The 21,451-nt window shown below is 42.1% G+C and carries 19 protein-coding genes and 1 pseudogene; 7 read left to right on the top strand and 13 right to left on the bottom strand.

Annotated features, from left to right (window positions below; translation table 11 throughout):
• Positions 1-19 precede the first annotated feature (19 nt).
• The 6 genes from odhB to sdhC all read right to left on the bottom strand — a co-directional run bounded on the left by odhB (position 20) and on the right by sdhC (position 7,395).
• Positions 20-1,234 carry a 2-oxoglutarate dehydrogenase complex dihydrolipoyllysine-residue succinyltransferase gene (odhB, locus tag ACXJY6_RS05590; RefSeq protein ID WP_456050878.1) on the bottom strand — a complete coding sequence of 405 codons (1,215 nt, stop codon included), beginning with the start codon at positions 1,232-1,234 and terminating at the stop codon, positions 20-22.
• A gap of 28 nt (positions 1,235-1,262) precedes the next feature.
• Positions 1,263-4,070: a 2-oxoglutarate dehydrogenase E1 component gene (gene sucA, locus ACXJY6_RS05595; RefSeq protein ID WP_456050877.1), complete on the bottom strand. Its 2,808-nt coding sequence runs from the start codon at positions 4,068-4,070 to the stop codon at positions 1,263-1,265.
• Positions 4,071-4,168: 98 nt separating this feature from the next.
• Positions 4,169-4,879: a succinate dehydrogenase iron-sulfur subunit gene (locus tag ACXJY6_RS05600; protein ID WP_458767660.1), complete on the bottom strand. Its 711-nt coding sequence runs from the start codon at positions 4,877-4,879 to the stop codon at positions 4,169-4,171.
• A 15-nt stretch (positions 4,880-4,894) separates the two neighbouring features.
• Positions 4,895-6,661: a succinate dehydrogenase flavoprotein subunit gene (gene sdhA, locus ACXJY6_RS05605; RefSeq protein WP_458767661.1), complete on the bottom strand. Its 1,767-nt coding sequence runs from the start codon at positions 6,659-6,661 to the stop codon at positions 4,895-4,897.
• Positions 6,662-7,009: a succinate dehydrogenase, hydrophobic membrane anchor protein gene (sdhD, locus tag ACXJY6_RS05610; RefSeq protein WP_458767662.1), complete on the bottom strand. Its 348-nt coding sequence runs from the start codon at positions 7,007-7,009 to the stop codon at positions 6,662-6,664. It abuts the gene before it with no gap.
• Positions 7,003-7,395 (bottom strand): succinate dehydrogenase cytochrome b556 subunit, encoded by a 393-nt coding sequence (sdhC, locus tag ACXJY6_RS05615; protein ID WP_456050873.1) that lies wholly within the window; start codon positions 7,393-7,395, stop codon positions 7,003-7,005. Before sdhC ends, sdhD begins: the two co-directional genes overlap by 7 nt.
• Before the next feature lie 401 nt (positions 7,396-7,796).
• On the opposite strand from sdhC, the gene ACXJY6_RS05620 reads away from it, so the two are divergent.
• Positions 7,797-9,089 (top strand): citrate synthase, encoded by a 1,293-nt coding sequence (locus ACXJY6_RS05620; RefSeq protein WP_456050872.1) that lies wholly within the window; start codon positions 7,797-7,799, stop codon positions 9,087-9,089.
• A gap of 123 nt (positions 9,090-9,212) precedes the next feature.
• Here ACXJY6_RS05620 and ACXJY6_RS05625 read toward each other — a convergent pair whose 3' ends face one another.
• Positions 9,213-9,971 carry a Nif3-like dinuclear metal center hexameric protein gene (locus tag ACXJY6_RS05625; protein WP_458767663.1) on the bottom strand — a complete coding sequence of 253 codons (759 nt, stop codon included), beginning with the start codon at positions 9,969-9,971 and terminating at the stop codon, positions 9,213-9,215.
• Between the two features lie 83 nt (positions 9,972-10,054).
• Here ACXJY6_RS05625 and ACXJY6_RS05630 point away from each other — a divergent pair, with 83 nt between their 5' ends.
• The gene (locus ACXJY6_RS05630; protein ID WP_458767664.1) at positions 10,055-10,804 is read left to right on the top strand and encodes a DUF1853 family protein; all 750 of its coding nucleotides are present in this window, start codon (positions 10,055-10,057) and stop codon (positions 10,802-10,804) included.
• A gap of 95 nt (positions 10,805-10,899) precedes the next feature.
• On the opposite strand, the gene pgm is transcribed toward ACXJY6_RS05630, so the two are convergent.
• The 3 genes and pseudogenes from pgm to ACXJY6_RS05645 form a co-directional block, all read right to left on the bottom strand.
• Positions 10,900-12,552 carry a phosphoglucomutase (alpha-D-glucose-1,6-bisphosphate-dependent) gene (gene pgm / locus ACXJY6_RS05635; RefSeq protein ID WP_458767665.1) on the bottom strand — a complete coding sequence of 551 codons (1,653 nt, stop codon included), beginning with the start codon at positions 12,550-12,552 and terminating at the stop codon, positions 10,900-10,902.
• A gap of 100 nt (positions 12,553-12,652) precedes the next feature.
• Positions 12,653-13,144, bottom strand: a complete 492-nt coding sequence (seqA, locus tag ACXJY6_RS05640) for a replication initiation negative regulator SeqA (protein WP_458767708.1) — start codon at positions 13,142-13,144, stop codon at positions 12,653-12,655.
• Between the two features lie 3 nt (positions 13,145-13,147).
• Positions 13,148-13,204, bottom strand: a pseudogene (locus tag ACXJY6_RS05645) (replication initiation negative regulator SeqA); the annotation flags it as partial.
• Positions 13,205-13,296: 92 nt separating this feature from the next.
• Here ACXJY6_RS05645 and ACXJY6_RS05650 point away from each other — a divergent pair.
• The 4 genes from ACXJY6_RS05650 (at position 13,297) to fcrX (ending at position 15,624) form a co-directional block, all read left to right on the top strand.
• Positions 13,297-14,064: an alpha/beta fold hydrolase gene (locus ACXJY6_RS05650; RefSeq protein ID WP_458767666.1), complete on the top strand. Its 768-nt coding sequence runs from the start codon at positions 13,297-13,299 to the stop codon at positions 14,062-14,064.
• Positions 14,065-14,167: 103 nt separating this feature from the next.
• The gene (locus tag ACXJY6_RS05655) at positions 14,168-14,389 is read left to right on the top strand and encodes a DUF2788 domain-containing protein (RefSeq protein ID WP_456050866.1); all 222 of its coding nucleotides are present in this window, start codon (positions 14,168-14,170) and stop codon (positions 14,387-14,389) included.
• A gap of 40 nt (positions 14,390-14,429) precedes the next feature.
• Positions 14,430-14,957 (top strand): flavodoxin FldA, encoded by a 528-nt coding sequence (gene fldA, locus ACXJY6_RS05660; RefSeq protein ID WP_456050865.1) that lies wholly within the window; start codon positions 14,430-14,432, stop codon positions 14,955-14,957.
• A 220-nt stretch (positions 14,958-15,177) separates the two neighbouring features.
• Positions 15,178-15,624: a ferric iron uptake transcriptional regulator FcrX gene (gene fcrX, locus ACXJY6_RS05665; protein ID WP_458767667.1), complete on the top strand. Its 447-nt coding sequence runs from the start codon at positions 15,178-15,180 to the stop codon at positions 15,622-15,624.
• Positions 15,625-15,735: 111 nt separating this feature from the next.
• Here fcrX and ACXJY6_RS05670 read toward each other — a convergent pair whose 3' ends face one another.
• From ACXJY6_RS05670 to fabB, 3 genes are all read right to left on the bottom strand, one after another.
• Entirely contained in the window at positions 15,736-16,749 is a 1,014-nt protein-coding gene (locus tag ACXJY6_RS05670) for an aspartate-semialdehyde dehydrogenase (protein WP_456050863.1), read from the bottom strand.
• Entirely contained in the window at positions 16,746-17,879 is a 1,134-nt protein-coding gene (locus ACXJY6_RS05675; protein ID WP_458767668.1) for a 4-phosphoerythronate dehydrogenase, read from the bottom strand. The genes ACXJY6_RS05670 and ACXJY6_RS05675 overlap by 4 nt, the downstream gene beginning before the upstream one ends.
• A gap of 136 nt (positions 17,880-18,015) precedes the next feature.
• Complete coding sequence (fabB, locus tag ACXJY6_RS05680) at positions 18,016-19,227, bottom strand: beta-ketoacyl-ACP synthase I (protein WP_456050861.1); 1,212 nt, start codon at positions 19,225-19,227, stop codon at positions 18,016-18,018.
• Positions 19,228-19,354: 127 nt separating this feature from the next.
• Here fabB and mnmC point away from each other — a divergent pair, with 127 nt between their 5' ends.
• Positions 19,355-21,364 (top strand): bifunctional tRNA (5-methylaminomethyl-2-thiouridine)(34)-methyltransferase MnmC2/FAD-dependent 5-carboxymethylaminomethyl-2-thiouridine(34) oxidoreductase MnmC1, encoded by a 2,010-nt coding sequence (gene mnmC / locus ACXJY6_RS05685; protein ID WP_458767669.1) that lies wholly within the window; start codon positions 19,355-19,357, stop codon positions 21,362-21,364.
• Positions 21,365-21,451 lie beyond the last annotated feature (87 nt).

A 21,451-nucleotide genomic window follows, 5' to 3' on the forward strand; every position in this document is an offset into this window, starting at 1 on the left:
ACCTTATACCGTGTAATTTCTATACATCAAGCAATAGTCGAGCTGGGTCTTCAAGTAACTCTTTAATTGTTACAAGGAAACCAACCGATTCTTTACCATCGATTAAACGGTGATCATAGGACAGAGCCAGGTACATCATTGGCAATATTTCAACTTTGCCATTAACTGCCATAGGGCGGTCCTGAATCTTATGCATTCCAAGAATAGCCGCTTGTGGCGGGTTGATAATTGGTGTTGACATAAGTGACCCAAATACGCCTCCATTAGTGATGGTGAAGTTACCACCCATCAACTCATCTACGGTTAGTTTTCCATCACGTCCTTTAATTGCTAGCTCTTTGATGCCTTTTTCAATATCAGCCATACCAAGCATGTCACAATCTTTCAGTACTGGAGTAACCAACCCGCGAGGAGTAGAAACGGCCATACTAATGTCGAAATAATTGTGATACACGATATCATCGCCATCAATTGAAGCATTCACTTCAGGGTAACGTTTAAGGGCTTCTGTCACAGCTTTAACGTAGAACGACATAAAGCCTAAACGGATATCATGACGCTTCTCAAATTGCTCTTGATACTGTTTACGAAGATCCATGATAGGTTTCATGTTCACTTCGTTAAACGTTGTTAGCATTGCAGTACTATTTTTTGCTTCCAACAAACGCTTCGCTACCGTCTTGCGCAAACGAGTCATTGGAACGCGCTTCTGACTGCGTGCCGCTGCTGGTACTTCTATTGCTGGAGCTTCACTTCCCGATGCCTTTGTAGCAGAGGCTTTAGCTGCAATATGAGCATCAATATCTTCACGAGTGATTCGACCACCTACACCGCTTCCGGTAACATCTGATGGCTCGATATCGTGCTCACCTAACAAGCGACGAACAGCTGGCGTTAGCCAATCGTTAGACTCTTCGGTCAATGATGCTTTATGGCGCTTATCTGGAGATGGTTCCGTTTTCTCAGTTGAATCTTTCGTTGGCTCACCAGCAACAGCTCCTGGTTTTAACTTCGCCAATAATTGTTTGGAAAGCACGGTTGCACCTTCCAATTCAATAATAGACTCCAACACTCCAGATTCTGGTGCAGGAACTTCAAGAACCACTTTATCGGTTTCAATATCAACCAATACTTCATCACGTTCAACAGCTTCACCTGGCTGCTTATGCCAAGTAGCAACAGTAGCATCAGCAACTGATTCGGGTAAGTCTGGAACCAGAATTTCAATTGTCATATCTGTATTTTCCTTTTACTTCTAGTTCTTAATCAAGCGTCAAAGCATCATTAATCAATGCTTTTTGTTGTTTCATGTGTACGGACATATACCCTACCGCAGGAGAGGCAGATGCTGACCGTCCAGCATATTTAAGATCTGATCCTGCAGGAATCGCAGCGCGGAAATTATGCTGGCTGCTGTACCATGCACCTTGGTTTTGCGGCTCTTCTTGACACCAAACAAAACCCTCTACATTGACATACGGAGCGATCGCGGCTTGTACTTCTTCCATCGGGAACGGATAAAGTTGCTCAATTCGCACAATAGCAACATCGGTCTGTTCATTGTTACGACGCTGTTCAAGCAAATCGTAATAGATTTTACCTGAGCAGAATACGACCCGTTTCACCTCGCTAGGCTCTAAAGTATCAACTTCAGGGATAGCGGCTTGGAACGTACCATTCATTAAATCATCTAACGATGAAACACAAAGTGGATGGCGTAGTAACGATTTAGGCGACATAACTATTAATGGACGACGCATCGGGCGTACAACTTGTCGACGTATCATGTGGTAGACCTGAGCAGGAGTCGAAGGCACGACAACTTGCATATTCTGCTCTGCACACATCTGAAGATAGCGCTCTAAACGCGCAGAAGAGTGCTCAGGACCTTGACCTTCATATCCATGTGGAAGCAACATAGTCAGACCACATAAACGTCCCCACTTTTGCTCACCTGATGAAATAAACTGGTCGATAACAACTTGAGCACCATTTGCAAAATCACCAAATTGCGCTTCCCAAATAGTTAACCCACTTGGTTCAGCCGTTGCATATCCATACTCAAAAGCAAGTACCGCTTCTTCAGAAAGAACCGAATCAATAACTTGAAATGGCCCTTGATTCGCATGAAGATTGCGAAGAGGAATATAGGTACTCGCGTCAGCTTGATTATGCAATACAGAATGACGATGGAAGAACGTACCACGGCCTGAATCTTGACCAGATATGCGGATACGATGACCGTCATCAAGTAACGTGCCGTATGCCATAATTTCAGCCATACCCCAATCGACCTGTTTTTCACCTTTCACCATAAGAATACGGTCGTTGTACGCTTTTTGTACTCGACTTTGTAATTTATGGCTTTCAGGGAACTCTGTCACTTTCTTTCCAAGCTCTAAAAAGCGCTCTTCAGGAACCTTGTCATTCCATGCTTCATCCCAGTCATGGGATAAGTAAGGTGACCAATCAACAGAGTGCATTGTCATTGGACGCCATTCTTTAACGACCACTTCACCTTGATCAAGTGCATCTCGATATTCGTTGACTAATTGAGTCGCCGTATCGGTGTCAACATCATTGCGTTCAATTAGCACATCTGCGTAGAGTTTTCTCGGAGTAGGATGTTTTTTGATTTTTTTATACATCAAAGGCTGAGTCGCACTCGGCTCATCCGCTTCGTTATGTCCATGGCGGCGGTAACAAACCAAATCAATAACAACATCAGCTTTGAACGTATTACGATAATCAAGTGCTATTCGAGTGACGAATGCAACCGCTTCTGGATCATCAGCATTGACATGAAAAATAGGTGCTTGGACCATTTTCGCAATATCAGTACAGTACATAGTCGAGCGAGTATCTCTCGGATTAGATGTGGTAAAACCGACTTGGTTATTCACAACAATTCGAACTGTACCGCCAACCTTATACCCACGAGCCTGAGACATGTTAAAGGTTTCTGCTACTACTCCCTGACCAGCGATAGCTGAATCACCATGAACGGTAATAGGGAGCACTTTGCTTCCATCTTTATCATCTAGTCGATCTTGACGAGCACGAACCGAACCCATAACAACCGGGTTAACAATTTCCAAATGTGATGGGTTAAACGCTAACACTAAATGAACATCGCCACCCGAAGTCGCGAAGTCTGCCGAGAAGCCTTGGTGGTATTTAACATCACCGGTTCCCCATGATTCATCGTGTTTTCCAGCGAATTCATCAAACAGGTCTTGAGGTCGCTTACCTAACACGTTGACTAACATGTTCAGGCGGCCACGGTGTGCCATACCAACAACAACTTCTCTCATCCCTTGTGAACCCGCTTGACGGATCAACTCTTTTGTCATGGGAATGAGAGCATCACCACCTTCGAGAGAGAAACGTTTTGCACCTGGGAATTTAGCGCCTAAGTAGCGCTCTAACCCTTCGGCTGCGGTAAGTTCATCAAGAAAAGTAACTTTCTCTTCCTGAGTGAAAGATGGTTGGCCAACAACAGATTCTAAACGTTGTTGAATCCAACGTTTTTGTTCTGTGTCGGTCATGTGCATATACTCTGCACCGACAGAACCACAATATATCTTATTAAGAGATTCATAAATATCACTTAACAGCATGGTTTCTTTGCCTATGGCAAGTGAACCAACGTTAAATGAATCCTGCATATCTTTTTCATTAAGATTATGAAATTCTGGAGCTAACTCTGCCACTGGGGCACGTTGCCAAACCTCAAGAGGATCAAGCTTCGCTGCCTCATGACCGCGGAAACGGTATGCGTTAATCAGCTGTAATACTCTTACTTGTTTTGCATCGACATCGGGATCACTAACTTGGACATTGTAATGCTTTGTCTCTTGCGCGAGTCGACGGAAGTAGTCACGGACACGTGAATGCGGCTGATCAGCTACATTATCAGGAGCTGAAAGCCCCTCAAATACACGTTTCCACTCCTCACTTACCAGATCGGGATCACTTAAATAGAGTTCGTATATATCTTCTACATACGTTGCATTGGCGCCAGCCAAGTGTGAAGACTCGAGCCATGCCTTCATCACGCCGTTGTGCATATATTCCCTTTACTAGTAGTTTTAACACGTTGCGACTACCTAAATTAGATGCCGCGCTATCTGTTCAAAAAAAGCAGGCCTAAAGGCCTGCAAATTGTCTAAATCGAACGGTTGATCAGCATAGTTTTAATATGACCAATCGCTTTCGTTGGATTTAACCCTTTAGGACAAACACTTACACAGTTCATGATGCCATGACAACGGAAAACGCTAAATGCATCATCAAGATCAGATAGTCGTTCATCTGTTGCCGTATCTCGGCTATCAATCAACCATCGGTAAGCAGCTAATAACCCTGCAGGGCCAATAAATTTATCGGGATTCCACCAAAATGAAGGACATGATGTTGTGCAACACGCACACATAATACAATCATATAACCCATCAAGATGTTCACGCTCTTCTGGTGACTGTAAATTTTCACGAGAAGGAGGTAATTCTTCATCCGCAATTAAGTATGGCTTCACTTTGGCATAATTGTCGTAAAATTGTTTCATATCGACGATCAAGTCACGAATTACAGGTAGACCTGGCAACGGACGAATTACAATCTTGTCACCACTTAATTCTGACAATGGTGTAATACAAGCCAATCCATTTTTACCATTCATGTTCAAACCATCAGAGCCACAGACTCCTTCACGGCACGAGCGTCTAAATGAAATTGATGAATCCTGCTCTTTTAAGAGGATTAAAGCATCAAGTAACATCATGTCTGAGCCTTCTTCTACCTCAAGCACATAATCCTTCATGTATGGTTTTTGGTCCACATCAGGATTATATCGGTACAAAGAGAAATTCATTTTCATAATCAGGTCCTCTCCTTAGTACGTACGAGCTTTAGGTGGGAATGCTTCACGATGCACAGGTTCCATATTTACACTTCGCTTAGACATACTTTCAGTCTCAGGGTTGTAAATAGAGTGGCATAACCACTGAGCATCATCACGGTCTGGGAAATCAAAGCGAGCATGTGCTCCTCGACTTTCAGTTCGGAAGTTTGCAGCAACGGCTGTCGCATACGCTGTTTCCATAAGGTTTTCTAACTCAAGGCATTCAATACGTTGAGTATTAAACTCCGTCGACTTATCCGATAAATGCGCATTTTTCAAACGCTCACGAATAACTTTCAGCTCAGCCAAACCTTTTTCCATCGCATCACCTTCACGGAATACGGAGAAATTATTCTGCATACATTGCTGTAAGTCTTTTCGAATTTCAGTTGGGTCTTCACCGTCTGTACTGTTTTCCCAACGATTATAACGTTCTAACGAACGTTGAATATCATCTTCAGTCGCGGGCTTAGCGTCAGCTTGCTTCTTCAACGTTTCACCTAAGTGTAGTCCCGTCGCTCGACCAAATACAACTAAATCAAGTAGAGAGTTACCACCTAAACGGTTTGCGCCGTGCACCGATACTGATGCAATTTCACCACAAGCATATAAACCATGAACATCAACATCTTGACCATTAGCATCTTGCTTGATTGCCTGACCAGAAACCTGAGTTGGCACTCCGCCCATCATATAGTGACAAGTTGGAATTACAGGGATTGGTTCTTTAACAGGATCAACGTGAGCAAAAGTTCGCGACAATTCACAAATACCAGGAAGGCGAGACTCAAGAACTTCCTGACCTAAGTGATCAAGCTTAAGTTTTATGTGCGGCCCCCATGGACCATCGCAACCACGACCTTCTCGAATTTCAATCATCATTGAACGAGCAACAACATCACGGCCAGCTAAGTCTTTCGCGTTTGGCGCATAACGCTCCATGAAACGTTCGCCATCTTTATTAAGAAGGTAACCACCTTCTCCACGACAACCTTCTGTTACCAGAACACCAGCACCAGCAATACCAGTTGGGTGGAACTGCCACATTTCAATGTCTTGCATAGGAACGCCAGCACGAATAGCCATGCCAACACCATCACCGGTATTAATATGAGCGTTGGTTGTTGAAGCATAAATACGGCCTGCTCCGCCTGTCGCTAGAATAGTCGCCTTCGATTTGAAGTAGCAAACTTCGCCCGTCTCCATGCATAAAGCTGTTGTTCCCAGTATTGCTCCATCTTCATTTTTAACAAGATCAAGCGCATACCATTCTGAGAAGATCGTCGTTTTATGCTTAATGTTTTGTTGATAAAGAGTGTGTAACAGCGCATGACCTGTGCGGTCTGCAGCAGCTGCTGTACGGGCTGCTTGCTCACCACCAAAGTTCTTTGACTGCCCACCGAAAGGACGTTGATAAATGGTACCATTATCAAAACGCGAAAAAGGTAATCCCATTTTTTCTAATTCAATAACAGATTCAGGTCCATTTTTACACATATACTCAATCGCATCTTGGTCACCGATATAATCGGAACCTTTGACCGTATCGTACATATGTTGCTCCCAATGATCCTCATGCGCGTTACCTAAGGCAACAGTTATACCGCCTTGAGCTGAAACTGTGTGAGAACGAGTTGGGAATACTTTAGATAACAAGGCACATGAAAGGCCTTGCTCAGAAACTTGCAGTGCTGCACGCATGCCTGCGCCACCAGCACCAATAACAACGGCATCGAATTCACGAACTGGAATAGTCACTTAAGCACCCCACAAAACAAATAAGCCAGAGAAAAAGTATCCCAAAAGCACAACAATAACAAGCAGTTGCAATAAACCGCGAAGTTTTGCACATTTGATATAGTCAGTAAGTACTTGCCACAAACCAATCCATCCGTGTATCAATACACAAGACAGTGCAAGCATTGTAAATACTTTAGTGAAGGTGCCACCAAAAAAGGCTGTCCAATCTGCATAACTTATATCACCAGAAAAGGTGAAAAAGCCAACCAAATACAGTGTGTATAAAGTCATAATAATCGCAGTGGCACGAATTAATATAAAATCGTGTATCCCATTACGACCGACTGAAGAAATATTCTTTACCATACTAAGATTCCTCCGAGAAGCGCTAAGACAATTGTTGCTCCAAAAGCAACTTTTGCAGTTTTAGTACCTGACTCAAAGTCTTCAAAGTAACCAAGGTCCATAATCAGGTGACGAATACCACCGACTATATGATAAGCTAACGCTATTACTATTCCCCACAATATCAATTTAACGAAAAAACTATCGACAATATTCACAGCAGATTGAAAACCTTCTGGAGAAGATAGTGAAATCGATAACAACCATAACAATATCCCTATTGCAACGAACATAATCACACCTGACACTCTGTGGAGGATCGATGCGATAGCTGTAATAGGAAAGTGGACGGTCTGCAAATCGAGATTAACAGGTCTTGACTTTCTTTCTTTCACGGGCTTGCTCACTCAGCTCTATAGAGCATTTATAGTTATAGATGAAGCTTTGGTTACCAAACGACTATTTTTAACAATTAAGTAACATAAAAAGCATAAACTAGTGATTCAGTTATCGAAAATTGTTAAAACTAATAAAGGTATAAATCAATAGAGGGTAACTCTGCTCAATTCCCTTTAAGCATCTGGGTTTCAACCAAAAAAACTCCTTGCCAATATATGGCTTGCAACATTCTAATACAATAACTGTAACAATTTTTGTTACATAGAACATATTTTTAACTTAATTCGCACTAAAAACACAATTGAGTGCACACATCCAATGAGAAACATTGACTTTACTCAACACAGAGTTAAGAATTTAGCGCACAAACATCCGGGATGGATTAAATAATAAAATATAGGAGATTGTTATGGCCGATAAGAAAGCTACCCTTCACATTGAAGGTAAAGCTCCAATCGAACTGCCGATTATACAAGGTGCTATGGGGCCAGAAGTAGTCGATGTTCGCAAACTTGGTGCTAATGGATATTTCACCTACGACCCTGGTTTTCTAGCCACTGCTTCATGTGAATCTCAAATCACTTACATCGATGGTAACAAAGGAGTGTTGCTACATCGAGGTTATCCAATTGATCAATTAGCAAATAACGCTGATTATTTAGAAGTCTGTTACATCTTGTTGTATGGCAATGTTCCAAATCGCAAAGAATACGAGAAGTTCAAATGGACCATATCTCGTCATACGATGGTTCACGAGCAGATCGCGAGCTTCTTCCATGGTTTCCGTCGTGATGCTCACCCGATGGCAATTATGTGTGGTGTTGTTGGCGCTTTGGCTGCGTTCTATCACGACTCTTTAGATATCAATAATGATACTCACCGAGAGATCGCAGCATATCGTTTACTGTCAAAAATGCCCACTTTAGCTGCCATGTGTTACAAGTACTCAGTAGGTCAGCCATTCATTTATCCACGCAATGATTTGGATTATGCAAGCAACTTCCTACATATGATGTATGCAACACCTTGTGAAGAGTACGATGTAAACCCTGTCGTTGCTCGCGCTATGGATAAAATCTTTACCCTTCATGCTGACCACGAACAAAATGCGTCAACGTCTACTGTTCGTTTAGCAGGCTCTTCGGGTGCAAACCCATTTGCTTGTATCGCTGCAGGTATTGCGTCACTTTGGGGACCAGCCCATGGTGGTGCTAATGAAGCATGTCTTCGTATGCTTGAAGAGATTGGTACTGTGGATGCAATTCCTGAGTTTGTACAACGCGCCAAAGATAAAGAAGACCCATTCCGTTTAATGGGCTTTGGTCACCGTGTATACAAAAATTATGACCCACGCGCTACCGTAATGCGTGAAGCATGTCATGAAGTATTGAACGAGTTGAACATCCAAGACCCACTATTAGATGTTGCAATGGAATTAGAACGTATTGCACTATCTGATGAGTACTTCGTTGAGAAAAAACTCTATCCAAATGTCGATTTTTACTCTGGCATTATCTTAAGAGCAATTGGTATTCCGGTATCAATGTTCACAGTAATCTTCGCAATGTCTCGTACTATCGGTTGGATTGCACATTGGAATGAAATGCATAGTGACCCAGAAAGCCGTATTGGCCGCCCTCGTCAGTTATATACTGGTGAAAAATCACGTGAATTTGTTCCTTTAGAAGAACGTGAAAAATAAGACGTAATACTCTATTCACAATACCCAAAGAGCGAGTTTAACTCGCTCTTTCTATTTCTATTACATTCTTACTAATCTGCAGCTGTACCTATACCTAAAACGCTTAACGCTCCTTTTTTCACGTTAAACTGGATTGTCGATATCAATAAACGTCACATCAAAGCCATGATATTGTGATAGCCATTCTCCAAGCGCTTTGACACCATAACGCTCAGTCGCATGGTGACCTGCAGCAAAATACTCAATCCCTTGCTCACGTGCACTGTATGTTGTTCGCTCAGAAATCTCCCCTGAAATATAACAATCAAGACCTCTTTGCGCGGCCATATCAATGTAATCTTGCCCTCCTCCAGTACACCATCCTACACTCTCAAGTAACTTATCACTGTTTTGAGAAGCGATATGTAAAGGCTTCCTCGCTAATACTTCCTCAATACGTAACGCGAATTGAGACGCACTAATTGGCGTTTTAAATTGACCATACATCGCAACAGATTGTGCATGGTTCTCTAACCCACCAAGGACCTCTATATCTAATAAATCAGCTAGACGAGCGTTATTACCAAGTTCTGGATGAATATCCAACGGAAGATGATAAGCGAATAAGTTGATATCATTTTGAATCAATTGACGAATTCGTTTTCCTTTCATCCCTCTGATTGTTTCGGGTTCTCCTTTCCAGAAATAGCCATGATGAACCAATATTGCATCGGCTTCTAAGTCTATCGCTCTCTCAATTAATTCAAGTGAAGCAGTAACTCCAGTAACAATTTTATGAACCTCTACTTTACCTTCTACCTGTAACCCATTCGGACAATAATCCTTAATGAGGTGAGGTGAGAGGTGATCATTTAGCAACGCTTCAAGTTCAATAACATTCATATCTAAGAGCCTTAAGTATAAAGTCGAGTCGATTTTAAAATCAGGCTACAATGACAGCCTTCAATCATCAAGAGCTAGTTATTATGGATCTGACTCAGTTTAGCCATTGGGTGATCAATACCAATAGTTTATTGAAGCCTACACAGGTGATCGCCAACCCTTCCCCTTTTACTCATATGTCGCCATTAAAGGAAAGTAATTATAATGGCAACCATCGTTTGGGCTTCGTTTATCAACATATATGCAGCCAACTGTTTCAATCGTCTCAACACCATGAATTACTGGCCGAGGAGATTCAAATAAATGATAACAAACGTACCTTAGGCGCCATCGACTTTATCATCAATGATCCATTCAGTGGATACCAACATTGGGAAGTGGCGATCAAGTTTTATCTATTCCATAATGGTTACTGGTATGGTCCAAATGCTCATGATCGCTTGGACAAAAAACTCAATCATATGCTGAAGCATCAACTCAGTATGAGCCAGAATCCAAGCTTTGTTCAGCAATATCCAAATTGGCATCCTATTATGCCAAAAGTACTGCTTCAAGGCCGGTTATATATAAACCCATTTCTCGATCAAACCATTCCTACAAAATGCTTAGACTACGAATTAGAATCGAGTCAAATCAATGGATTTTGGTGCTACCAATCTCAACTTGAGCTTGTAGAAAGCCCCCTATTTAAACTAGAAAAGCCATATTGGGCTACCGGTCATTCTATCCATCAAGAACTATATCGCCCAGTTTCAGGGCAATTTGAACATTGCCAAGACTCGCGTGGACGATTCTGGTTTGTCGTTCCAGAGCAGTGGCCAGATAACCAATAAGCAATATAAAAAAAGAGAGCAACCTAATGGCTGCTCTCTTGGATTGGTATAGAAAACTGTTATAGAAAATTTTCTATAGAATGAATGATGAAACCTTACGCTAACCCAGCGTCAGCAAAGACTTGGTTAACAATCTGCTGTGCTTCAACTTCAATCTGTTTTAAATGATCATCACCACGGAAGCTTTCACAGTATATTTTGTAAACATCCTCGGTACCTGATGGTCTAGCAGCGAACCAACCGAAATCTGTGGTCACTTTCAAACCACCAATCGCTTCGCCATTACCAGGAGCATGAGTTAAGCGAGCCGTGATTGGGTCGCCAGCAAGCACCTGAGCAGAGACCATCTCTGGCGACAGTTTCTTCAGCACATCTTTCTGAGGCCCATTCGCGACAGCTTGAATACGGTTGTATTTTGATTCACCGTGTTTCGCAGCGAGTTCTTCATAATAGTCCTGAGGGTTTTTTCCAGTTACGGCGGTAATTTCTGCACCTAGTAGGCACAAAAGAATCCCATCTTTATCAGTAGACCATGGTGTACCATCTTTACGAAGGAACGACGCACCAGCACTCTCTTCACCACCAAAGCCAAAACGACCTGTGAAAAGACCATCAACAAACCACTTAAACCCAACCGGCACTTCGCATAGTTCTCGACCAAGATCAGCAACAACACGATCAATTAATGCGCTCGATACAAGAGTCTTACCCACGGCTACTTCTGCTTTCCACTCACTGCGGTGACGATAAAGATAATCGATACATACCGCAAGGTAATGGTTTGGATTCATTAACCCTTTTGGAGTCACAATACCGTGGCGGTCATAATCAGGATCATTGCCAAACGCAAGATCGTAATCATCTTTGAGTGCTAATAAACCCGCCATAGAATAAGGCGACGAACAATCCATTCGAATCGCGCCATCTTTATCTAACGACATAAATTGGAATGTAGGATCAATTGCTTCGTTTACTAACGTGATATCTAAGTCATAAGTTTTAGCAATTTGACGCCAGTACTCAATGCCACTTCCACCTAGAGGATCGACACCAATATGCAACTTAGCCTTTTGAATTGCTTCAATATCGATAACATTCACTAAATCGTCAACATAAGGCGTAACAAGATCGTTCTCTTGATACAATGATGACTCTTTAGCATCTTCAAAAGACACTCGCTCTACATCGCTCATTCCACTAGCGATAATCTCATTTGCTCTGGCTTCAATCGCCTTAGTTAACGCATCTTCAGCAGGACCACCGTGAGTCGGATTATATTTAATACCACCATCTTGTGGCGGGTTGTGCGACGGCGTAATCACAATACCATCAGCAAGGTTTTCGCTTTTCTTCAGGTTGTGAGTCAAAATGGCATGAGAGACACCTGGAGTTGGCGTATATCCATTCTCTTGTTGTGCAATGACATTGATGTTATTCGCAATTAATACTTCAATGACACTTGCAAACGCAGGTTCTGATAGAGCATGAGTATCCTTACCAACAAAAATAGGCCCTGTCACTCCATTCGCTTTACGCACTTCTGCTACAGCTTGTGCTATCGCAAGAATGTGTTGCTCATTAAAACTTGATTTATTCGATGTACCACGATGTCCCGATGTACCAAACTCGACTTTATGAGCTGCATTATTCGGTTCTGGTTTAAGTAAATAATAATTTGAAACGAGCGCAGGAATATTATTGAGATCTTCTTGTAACGCTTTTTGTCCTGCACGTGGGTGAATAGCCATAAAACATCCTTTTTAAATCAAAATTATTTATTAACATCCTCACATCAGTATTAAATTAATACGAGGCTTAAATTCCGGAGTGAGAGAACGTTCGAATTAGTTAGATTGCATTTTTAACTTTTTCAACCAACTCAGCAGGGAATTCCATTCTTACCATGACTTGTTCTACCATCTGCTGCTTACGGCTAGTATTGGTGTTAGTAATAACCCAAAATGGAGTACGAGGGATTGCTTTAGGCTTTGTTGTCGTTCCACCATCAAGCAGTGTCTGCTCGTTATCAGCAAAATAAACTCGCTTACGTCCCTTAACTTGAATTGCTTCAGAAAAGTTAACCGAATCAATATTCCATAATGTGCTTAAAACCAGCATAAAACGGTCAATCACTTTTTTCTGTGCTGCAAATTCATCTGATATAAGCAATTCACGTATCGCCTTCACAGTATCAATAGTGACTGTATCGCAAGCCGCTATATCTCCATTGTTTTCATTCTGAGACACATTGGTTTGGGTAGTGCCTGTATCTGAAGATACTGCAGATTGACCATCTATATTTAATAAGCGACGCAATATTTCCGACGCACTTTCACCAATATGACAAGTTTGGCCAGCAATATAGCGGTATAGTTCTTCATCGACCTCAATTGTTTTCATTCGCTTTTCACAATCTCTATGTTTAAACTCCTGTAGATTATACCGAGATCTTTGATGATACTCCACGCTAAACCCAACAGTATTAAGAGAAAATGTCGACTTACTTAAATTATAAAATCGAAGGACAGGGTCAACCCATCGTTTTGATCCATGGCTTATTCGGAAATCTAGACAATCTAGGTTTATTGGTTCGGAATCTAAAAGAAGATCATCAAGTGATTAGTTTAGATCTTCGAAATCACGGTTTATCATTTCATGATGAAGAGCATAATTATGCTGTAATGGCTCTAGATGTTGCGAGAACTCTTAAATCCATTGGTGCTGAAAGTGCAACAATTATTGGCCACTCAATGGGTGGAAAAGTGGCGATGAAACTTACAGAAGTATCACCCAATCTTGTGTTACGCCTCATCGTTTTAGATATGGCCCCTGTCGCCTACCCGTCGAGAAGTCACGATCAAGTCTTTTCGGGTCTATTTGCTGTTATCGAGCAAAAACCCACGACACGTCAACAAGCCATGTCCATACTCGCTAAACACATAAAATTAGATGGTGTCCGCCAATTTTTAGGTAAGTCTCTCTACAAAGCAGAAACGCATTTTACTTGGCGCTTTAACGTACAAGAACTGTATCAAAACTATGAACAAATCATTGGCTGGCAGTCGCTTCCAAGTAGTGATATTCCAACCCTGTTTGTCAAAGGTGAAAACTCCGATTACATAACGTCTGAGCATCAATCAACGATTAGAGCACAGTTTCCAAATGCAAAAGCGCATATTATTGCCAATACTGGCCATTGGCTCCATGCAGAAAAGCCCGATGAAGTACTTCGAGTAATTCGAAAATTCTTAAACCAATAGTAAAAATCTTTATTTTGTAGCGAATTGTTGGTTTTTCACCAATTAACTTTGCCTAGTAACAATGGTATAGTTCGCGCAATCATTTTGGGATGAAAGACTCACTATGCTTTACGACTATATGAACCAACTAGAATCTATCGGTCTAGACATACTTTTTGCTGCAATATTTTTCTTTATCGGAATGGCAATCAAAGATGTACTAAAACAAGGTAATGTTCCTGTATTTGGACGCCGCATTGTATGGGGTGTTCTATTTTTGGGCTGTGCGGGTTTTATAGCTAAAGGCTTAATTCAACTAAGCTGGGAAGGCACTGGTTTAGGGTAAATTCATTCTACAAATCAAGACTATAAAAGGTAACAGATATATGGCAAGTGTAGGTATCTTTTTTGGCAGTGATACTGGTAATACAGAAGCTGTAGCGAAGATGATTGAAAAACAGCTAGGATCAAAACTAGTTCAAGTTCAAGATATCGCTAAAAGCAGCAAAGCAGACATTGATAACTTTGATCTTCTTTTATTTGGTATTCCTACTTGGTATTACGGTGAAGCTCAATGCGATTGGGATGACTTTTTCCCTGAGCTAGAAGCTATCGATTTCTCAGGTAAGCTTGTAGCAATGTTCGGCTGTGGTGATCAAGAAGATTATGCTGAATATTTCTGTGATGCTATGGGGACTCTCCGTGACATCGTTGAAGCTCGTGGCGCAACCATCTTAGGCTACTGGCCAGTGGAAGGGTATGAGTTTGAAGCCTCTAAAGCTTTAGTTGATGACGATAATTTCGTTGGTCTATGTATCGATGAAGACCGTCAGCCTGAACTAACAGAAGAGCGCGTAAATAAATGGGTCAAACAAATTTACGATGAAATGTGTTTAGCAGAACTCGCAGGCTAAGCGACAAACTATCGATACTATGCCTTCAACGTATTGAAGGCTTTATTATCAATAAGTTATCGATTTCAACGATACAATAACTCCCAAACACTAATCATGTAACATAACGGAATTTTTTGAAATATCCTTTTACAGTTAGTGGTTTATTATTAGCATATACTAACCTATAATGGGCGGTATATTTTCGTTGCACATCTGCAGAACATTAACAGGAAAGTCTATGTCTGATAACAATCAAGCACTTAAAGATGCAGGTCTAAAGGTTACGTTACCTCGACTTAAAATTTTAGAAGTGTTACAGCAACCAGAGTGCCAACACATCAGTGCTGAAGAGCTATATAAGAAATTAATCGATTTAGATGAAGAGATCGGACTTGCTACAGTTTATCGCGTACTCAATCAATTTGATGATGCTGGAATTGTAACTCGTCACCATTTCGAAGGTGGGAAGTCCGTATTCGAACTTTCTACACAGCACCACCATGATCATCTTGTATGCTTAGACTGCGGTGAAGTAATTGAGTTTTCTGATGATGTGATTGAACAGCGTCAAAAAGAAATCGCAGAGAAATACAATGTATCTCTGACTAACCATAGTTTATACCTATACGGTCGATGCATGGACGGGGCCTGTAAAAACGACCCTAACGCACATAAAGCTCGCTAGTTAATTTACGTTACTTAGTAATATTAAACTAAATAGAATATAAAAAACGCCAGTCACTGACTGGCGTTTTTCTGTTAGCTCAATCTAATATCGGCTTAATCATTCTACAAATTATAGATACTCATCAATAAGCAACTGAGCGATCTGGATTGCATTGATTGCAGATCCTTTACGGACATTATCAGCAACAACCCAAAAGTTTATTCCACTATGGTGGCTAATATCATTGCGGATACGCCCTACCATGACCTCATCTTTACCCGTTGCATCACGTACTGTTGTTGGAAAATCATGTCCGTTAAATACTTGAATACTTGGAGCCTGCTCTAACAACTCAGTAACTTGAGATACATCCACTGGTGTACGCGTTTCAAGGTGTACCGTCGCTGCATGACCATAAAAAACAGGTACAATGACACACGTCGGATTGACCGCAATGGAAGGATCATTAAACACTTTCTGAGTTTCTAAGACCAAGGCCATTTCTTCTCGTGTATATCCATTTTCAGTTAATTGGTCCACTTGTGGAAGGCAATTAAAAGCAATGGTCTGGCTAAAATGGTCTGACTCCGGTGGTAAACCATTTAATAGACGAGCTGTTTGCCCCGCTAATTCATCGACTCCCGCTTTTCCGGCAGCCGAAACCGACTGATAAGTGCTCACATTCACTCTTTCGACACCGAAAGCATCATGAATAGGCTTTAGCGCAACTAACAGTTGAACCGTTGTTGCAGATGGACTCGCGATAACATTTCGATTACGAAATTCTGAAATTGCTTCTGGATTAACCTCAGGGATAACAAGCGGAACATCATAGTCATAACGATAACGCTCTGTGCTGTCGATGACGATAACACCTTCGTCTGCCGCTACTGAAGCCCATTGTTCTGAAGACTCTGAGCTTTCGCAAAAGAAAGCCAAATGAACTTGCGACCAATCGAAATCCGCCACTTCTTGAATATAAAGAGACTTACCATCAACACGATATGACTTTTCTTCATTCGGTTCGCTTGCTAATAGGATTAAGTCTCCCATCGGAAATTCACGTTCCTGAAGCATATCGATAATCGCTTCACCGACAGGCTCTGACGCACCTAACAATGCAATATTAAATTCTTGGCTCATGACTTAACCTCTATTTGAAAACCGAGTTTTTCTAGTGGCGATAAATGACATTGATCATCACCCACTAAGGTAATCGCACTATATTCACGGCGATCCCAATAAGATTTACGCATCGCATCAAATGCACCTGGCTTAACGATTTCTCGTCTAAATACTGCATCATCAACTCGGACATCATAAATCATTTGAATTAAATTATAGAGTGATTGCTCATTCCACCGTCTTGATAACACCATTTTTGGCACTGGGGCAATCGGAAGCAGGTGTTTTGGGTTTGCTCGTAGCTCTTGACCTAAGAACTGACAATAACGATTAAAGATCATCGTTGTTCCACGAGCTTTTCCCTCTAGGCCATATCCGGCAATATGAGGTGTCGCAAACGCAAGCAGTGGTAGTAGCTCAAAATCCACTTCTGGTTCAAACTCAAACACATCTAGGACGGCAGTAAAACCATCTTGCTTCTGCAAACGTTGCTTTAAAGCTTGATTATCAACAATTGGGCCACGCGCGGCATTAATCAAGATTTGATCGGGTCTAAACTGATCAAGAACCGCCTGATCAATTAAATGTTTTGTGGGCCACTCACCAGAATCAACTAGCGGTGTATGAACAGTGACAACATCTGCTTGTTCTAACAATGCTTGAAGGGGTGTAAACTCTCGACTATCACCCGTGGCTTGTTTGGGAGGATCGTTGAGCAGGACTTTAATGCCGATCCCATCTAGGCATTGCGCAAGATAGCTGCCTACCTGTCCAGCACCGATGATCCCAACGGTTTTATCGAAAACCGAGAAACCCTGCTGTTGTGCCAAAATCATTAGCGAGCTGACAATGTACTCGGCAACTCCGACCTTATTACATCCCGGCGCAGCAGTAAAAAAGATGTCTTTTGAGGTCAATAGATCCTGGTCGACATGATCCATTCCAGCTGTGGCAGTACCAACAAACTTTAATTTATTGGCTTTTTCAAGCAATGCGGCATTCACTTTGGTCACCGAGCGAATCATTAATGCATCGACATCAACTAAATCATCAGCCGTTAATGTTCGGCCAGGTTTCAGTATTACTTCGCCCAATTGACTGAAAAGCGTTTCAGCATAAGGCATATTTTCATCAATTAAGATTTTCATTGGCGCGTGATATTAGCTTTAGTAAGAATAGGAAAGAGAAACAAATCGTCTTAATGAAAGTACCCGGCTACTCGAGCCGGGTACTTTGGGGCATAACCTAACACTTTAGTGACTCTAGGTCACCTAAGGTTATTAATTAAGCTTGGTATTTTTTCAAAACCAATGTCGCATTGGTTCCGCCAAAGCCAAAGCTATTCGACATAACCGTGTTTAGAGATTGCTCACGGTATTCCGTTACGATATCCAAACCAGCTGCCGCTTCATCAAGGTTTTCAATATTTACGCTTGGCGCAATGAAACCATGGTGCAACATTAGCGTAGAGTAAATAGCTTCATGAACACCAGCAGCACCTAACGCATGACCAGTCATAGCCTTAGTTGCAGAAATTGCTGGGCTGTTGCCGCCGAAAATTTCTTGAATCGCACCAAGTTCTTTCACATCGCCAACAGGAGTTGAAGTGCCGTGTGTATTTACGTAGTCGATAGAATCAACATCTTGCATTGCCATCTTCATACAACGTGCCGCACCTTCACCAGAAGGAGCTACCATATCGTAGCCATCTGATGTCGCACCATAACCTACGATTTCACCATAGATAGTCGCGCCACGAGCAAGTGCATGTTCTAGCTCTTCAACTACAACCATACCGCCACCACCAGAAATGATGAAACCATCACGGTCTGCATCGTAGGTACGCGATGCTTTTTCAGGGGTATCATTATACTTAGTCGATAATGCGCCCATTGCATCGAACATCATTGTTAATGTCCAATCAAGCTCTTCACCACCACCAGCGAAAACAATGTCTTGTTTACCTAGTTGGATCAATTCAGCCGCATGACCGATACAGTGAGCTGAAGTTGCACACGCAGAACTCATACTGTAGTTAACACCACGAATTTTAAATGGTGTCGCTAAACAAGCTGAAACCGTAGAAGACATGGTACGTGGAACCATATATGGACCGATTCTCTTAACGCCTTTATTACGCAGAGTATCAACCGCAAGTGCCTGGTTCGCTGAAGAAGCTCCGCCCGAACCAGCAACAATACCAGTACGATCGTTGGATACCATCTCTTCAGGTAGTCCTGCGTCTTTAATCGCTTCTTCCATTGATAAGTATGCATACGCAGCCGCATCACCCATAAAGCGCATTTGCTTGCGATCGATGTGCTCAGCTGGATTGATTTTCAAATCACCCCAAACCTGAGAGCGTAAACCCTGCTCTTTAAACTGTTCAGATGCAGTAATACCTGATTTACCTGCTTTTAGAGAGGCTAGCACTTCTTCGACATTGTTACCGATACTGGAAACAATACCCATACCAGTGATTACGACTCGTTTCATATAAGATCCCTATAAATCAACATTCAGCTAGATAATAACGAACAAGGATAACAAAAGTGGTCAGCTTTCCAAGAAATTCGTACAATTCGGTTACAATAATGTGTTTTTCAATAAAGATTTGCGAATTATGACCAAAATTACTCATGCTCACCTCGATTGGAACGACTCAGGAACGCCTGTCTCTGAACAATTCGACGATGTTTATTTCTCTAATGTCAATGGGCTAGAAGAGACTCGCTACGTATTTCTACGCCAAAATCAACTTCCTCAGCGTTGGCTTGAAGCCGATGAAAAACGCTTTGTGATCGGTGAAACCGGATTTGGCACTGGTCTTAATTTTTTGGCCACATGGCAATGGTTTGAGCAATTTCGTCAACAGCACCCTGACGCACCACTTCAATCACTCCATTTTATAAGTTTTGAAAAATTCCCGCTCGATAAGTCAGACCTAGTTAAAGCGCACCAAGCTTGGCCAGAATTGGCACATTATGCAGAGCAATTACAACAGCACTACCCTATTGCTGCTCCAGAATGCCATCGTATCGTACTTGCCGATGGCATGGTGACTCTCGATCTCTGGTTTGGGGATATCAAAGAGTGCATGCCTAAGGTTCCAACCCCTAAAACGGGTATTATTGACGCGTGGTTTCTCGATGGATTTGCACCAAGTAAAAATCCCGATATGTGGAGCCAAGAGCTCTTCAACGGTATGGCACAACTAGCAAAGTATCAATGCAGCTGCGCTACCTTTACTGCTGCTGGGTTTGTGCGACGTGGCTTAATCGAAGCTGGTTTCGAAATGAAGAAAGTAAAGGGCTTTGGCACCAAACGAGACATGCTCGCAGGCTCAATGCAAGTTAAAACGCCTTATACCAATATTTCACCTTGCTATGCGATGCCTCCGGTTTCTAACCTTCAAGATGTGGCGATTATCGGCGGAGGTATTGCCAGTGCCAGCTTAGCGAAAGCACTCTCAGATAGAGGTATCTCTGTAACCCTTTATTGTAAAGATGCTCAACCCGCTCAAGGCGCATCAGGAAATCGTCAAGGGGCAATCTATCCACTGATCAATCATTCGCATGACGCCATTTCTCGCTTCTTTACTTCTGCTTTTATTTACTCTCGGCAATTTATTAATCACGCCGCTCAATCACTAAAGTTCGACCATGATTGGTGTGGTGTTACGCAGTTAATGTGGGATGAAAAATCAACGAGAAAGCTTCAACGATTAGGTGATGGTCAATTTCCTTCTGAGTTAGTCACACGTTTTACGTCAGGACAAACGTGCTTGTCGTTAGGTGTCCCGGTATCAAGCCCCAGTATTCACTACCCATTAGGTGGCTGGCTTTGCCCTGCACAATTAACTGAGCAGCTGATTAGTAGGTTAACCCAGAATCAAAAGCTCACCACACATTTTAACTGTGAAATTAATGAGATTACCTGGGACGATAGCGAAAAACATTGGTTATTAACATCGGGTGATCAGCACTTCACTCATCAAACCGTTGTTATCGCTAATGGTCACTTATTCGATCAATTGTCACCAAGCAGCAAACTACCACTCGGGAAAGTAAAAGGCCAAGTTAGCCATATTCCCACCACTGATGCCCTCAAACAACTGAACAACGTGCTTTGCTATGACGGCTACATGACACCTATTAACCCCAATAATGGCCACCATTGCATTGGTGCGAGTTACGACCGGAGCCAGCTTAACAATGACTTCGATCCCGATGCTCAGCGGATAAACAAACAAAAACTGATCAACTGCGTCAACGACCAAAACTGGCCTAAAGAAGTAAATGTGGAGGATGGGTTGTCACGTCAAGGGGTGCGTTGTGTCAGTCGGGATCACCTTCCATTTGTCGGTAATATCGGTGAGTTGGACATTATTCGACATCAATATAAGGCTTCTAGCGGCTTTAAAGGGTCACCGATTGATGAAGTTCATCACTACCCTAACCTATACGCCTTCTTAGGATTAGGTTCACGAGGACTAAGCTCTGCACCGCTGCTTGGCGAATTGCTCGCATCAATAATATGTAACGATCCTTTGCCACTCCCTGTCGACATATTAGAAAAACTTCACCCAAGCCGCATGTGGGTCAGAAAGCTTCTCAAAGGAAAAGCAGTGTAAGCATTTCAATAAAAAACGAGGCGCTTAAGTAGGGCCTCGTTAATTTGATGTTTTACTAAAATTCTAGCTTATATCGAGAATATCATA

The sequence above is a fragment of the Vibrio phycocola genome, assembly GCF_054404255.1.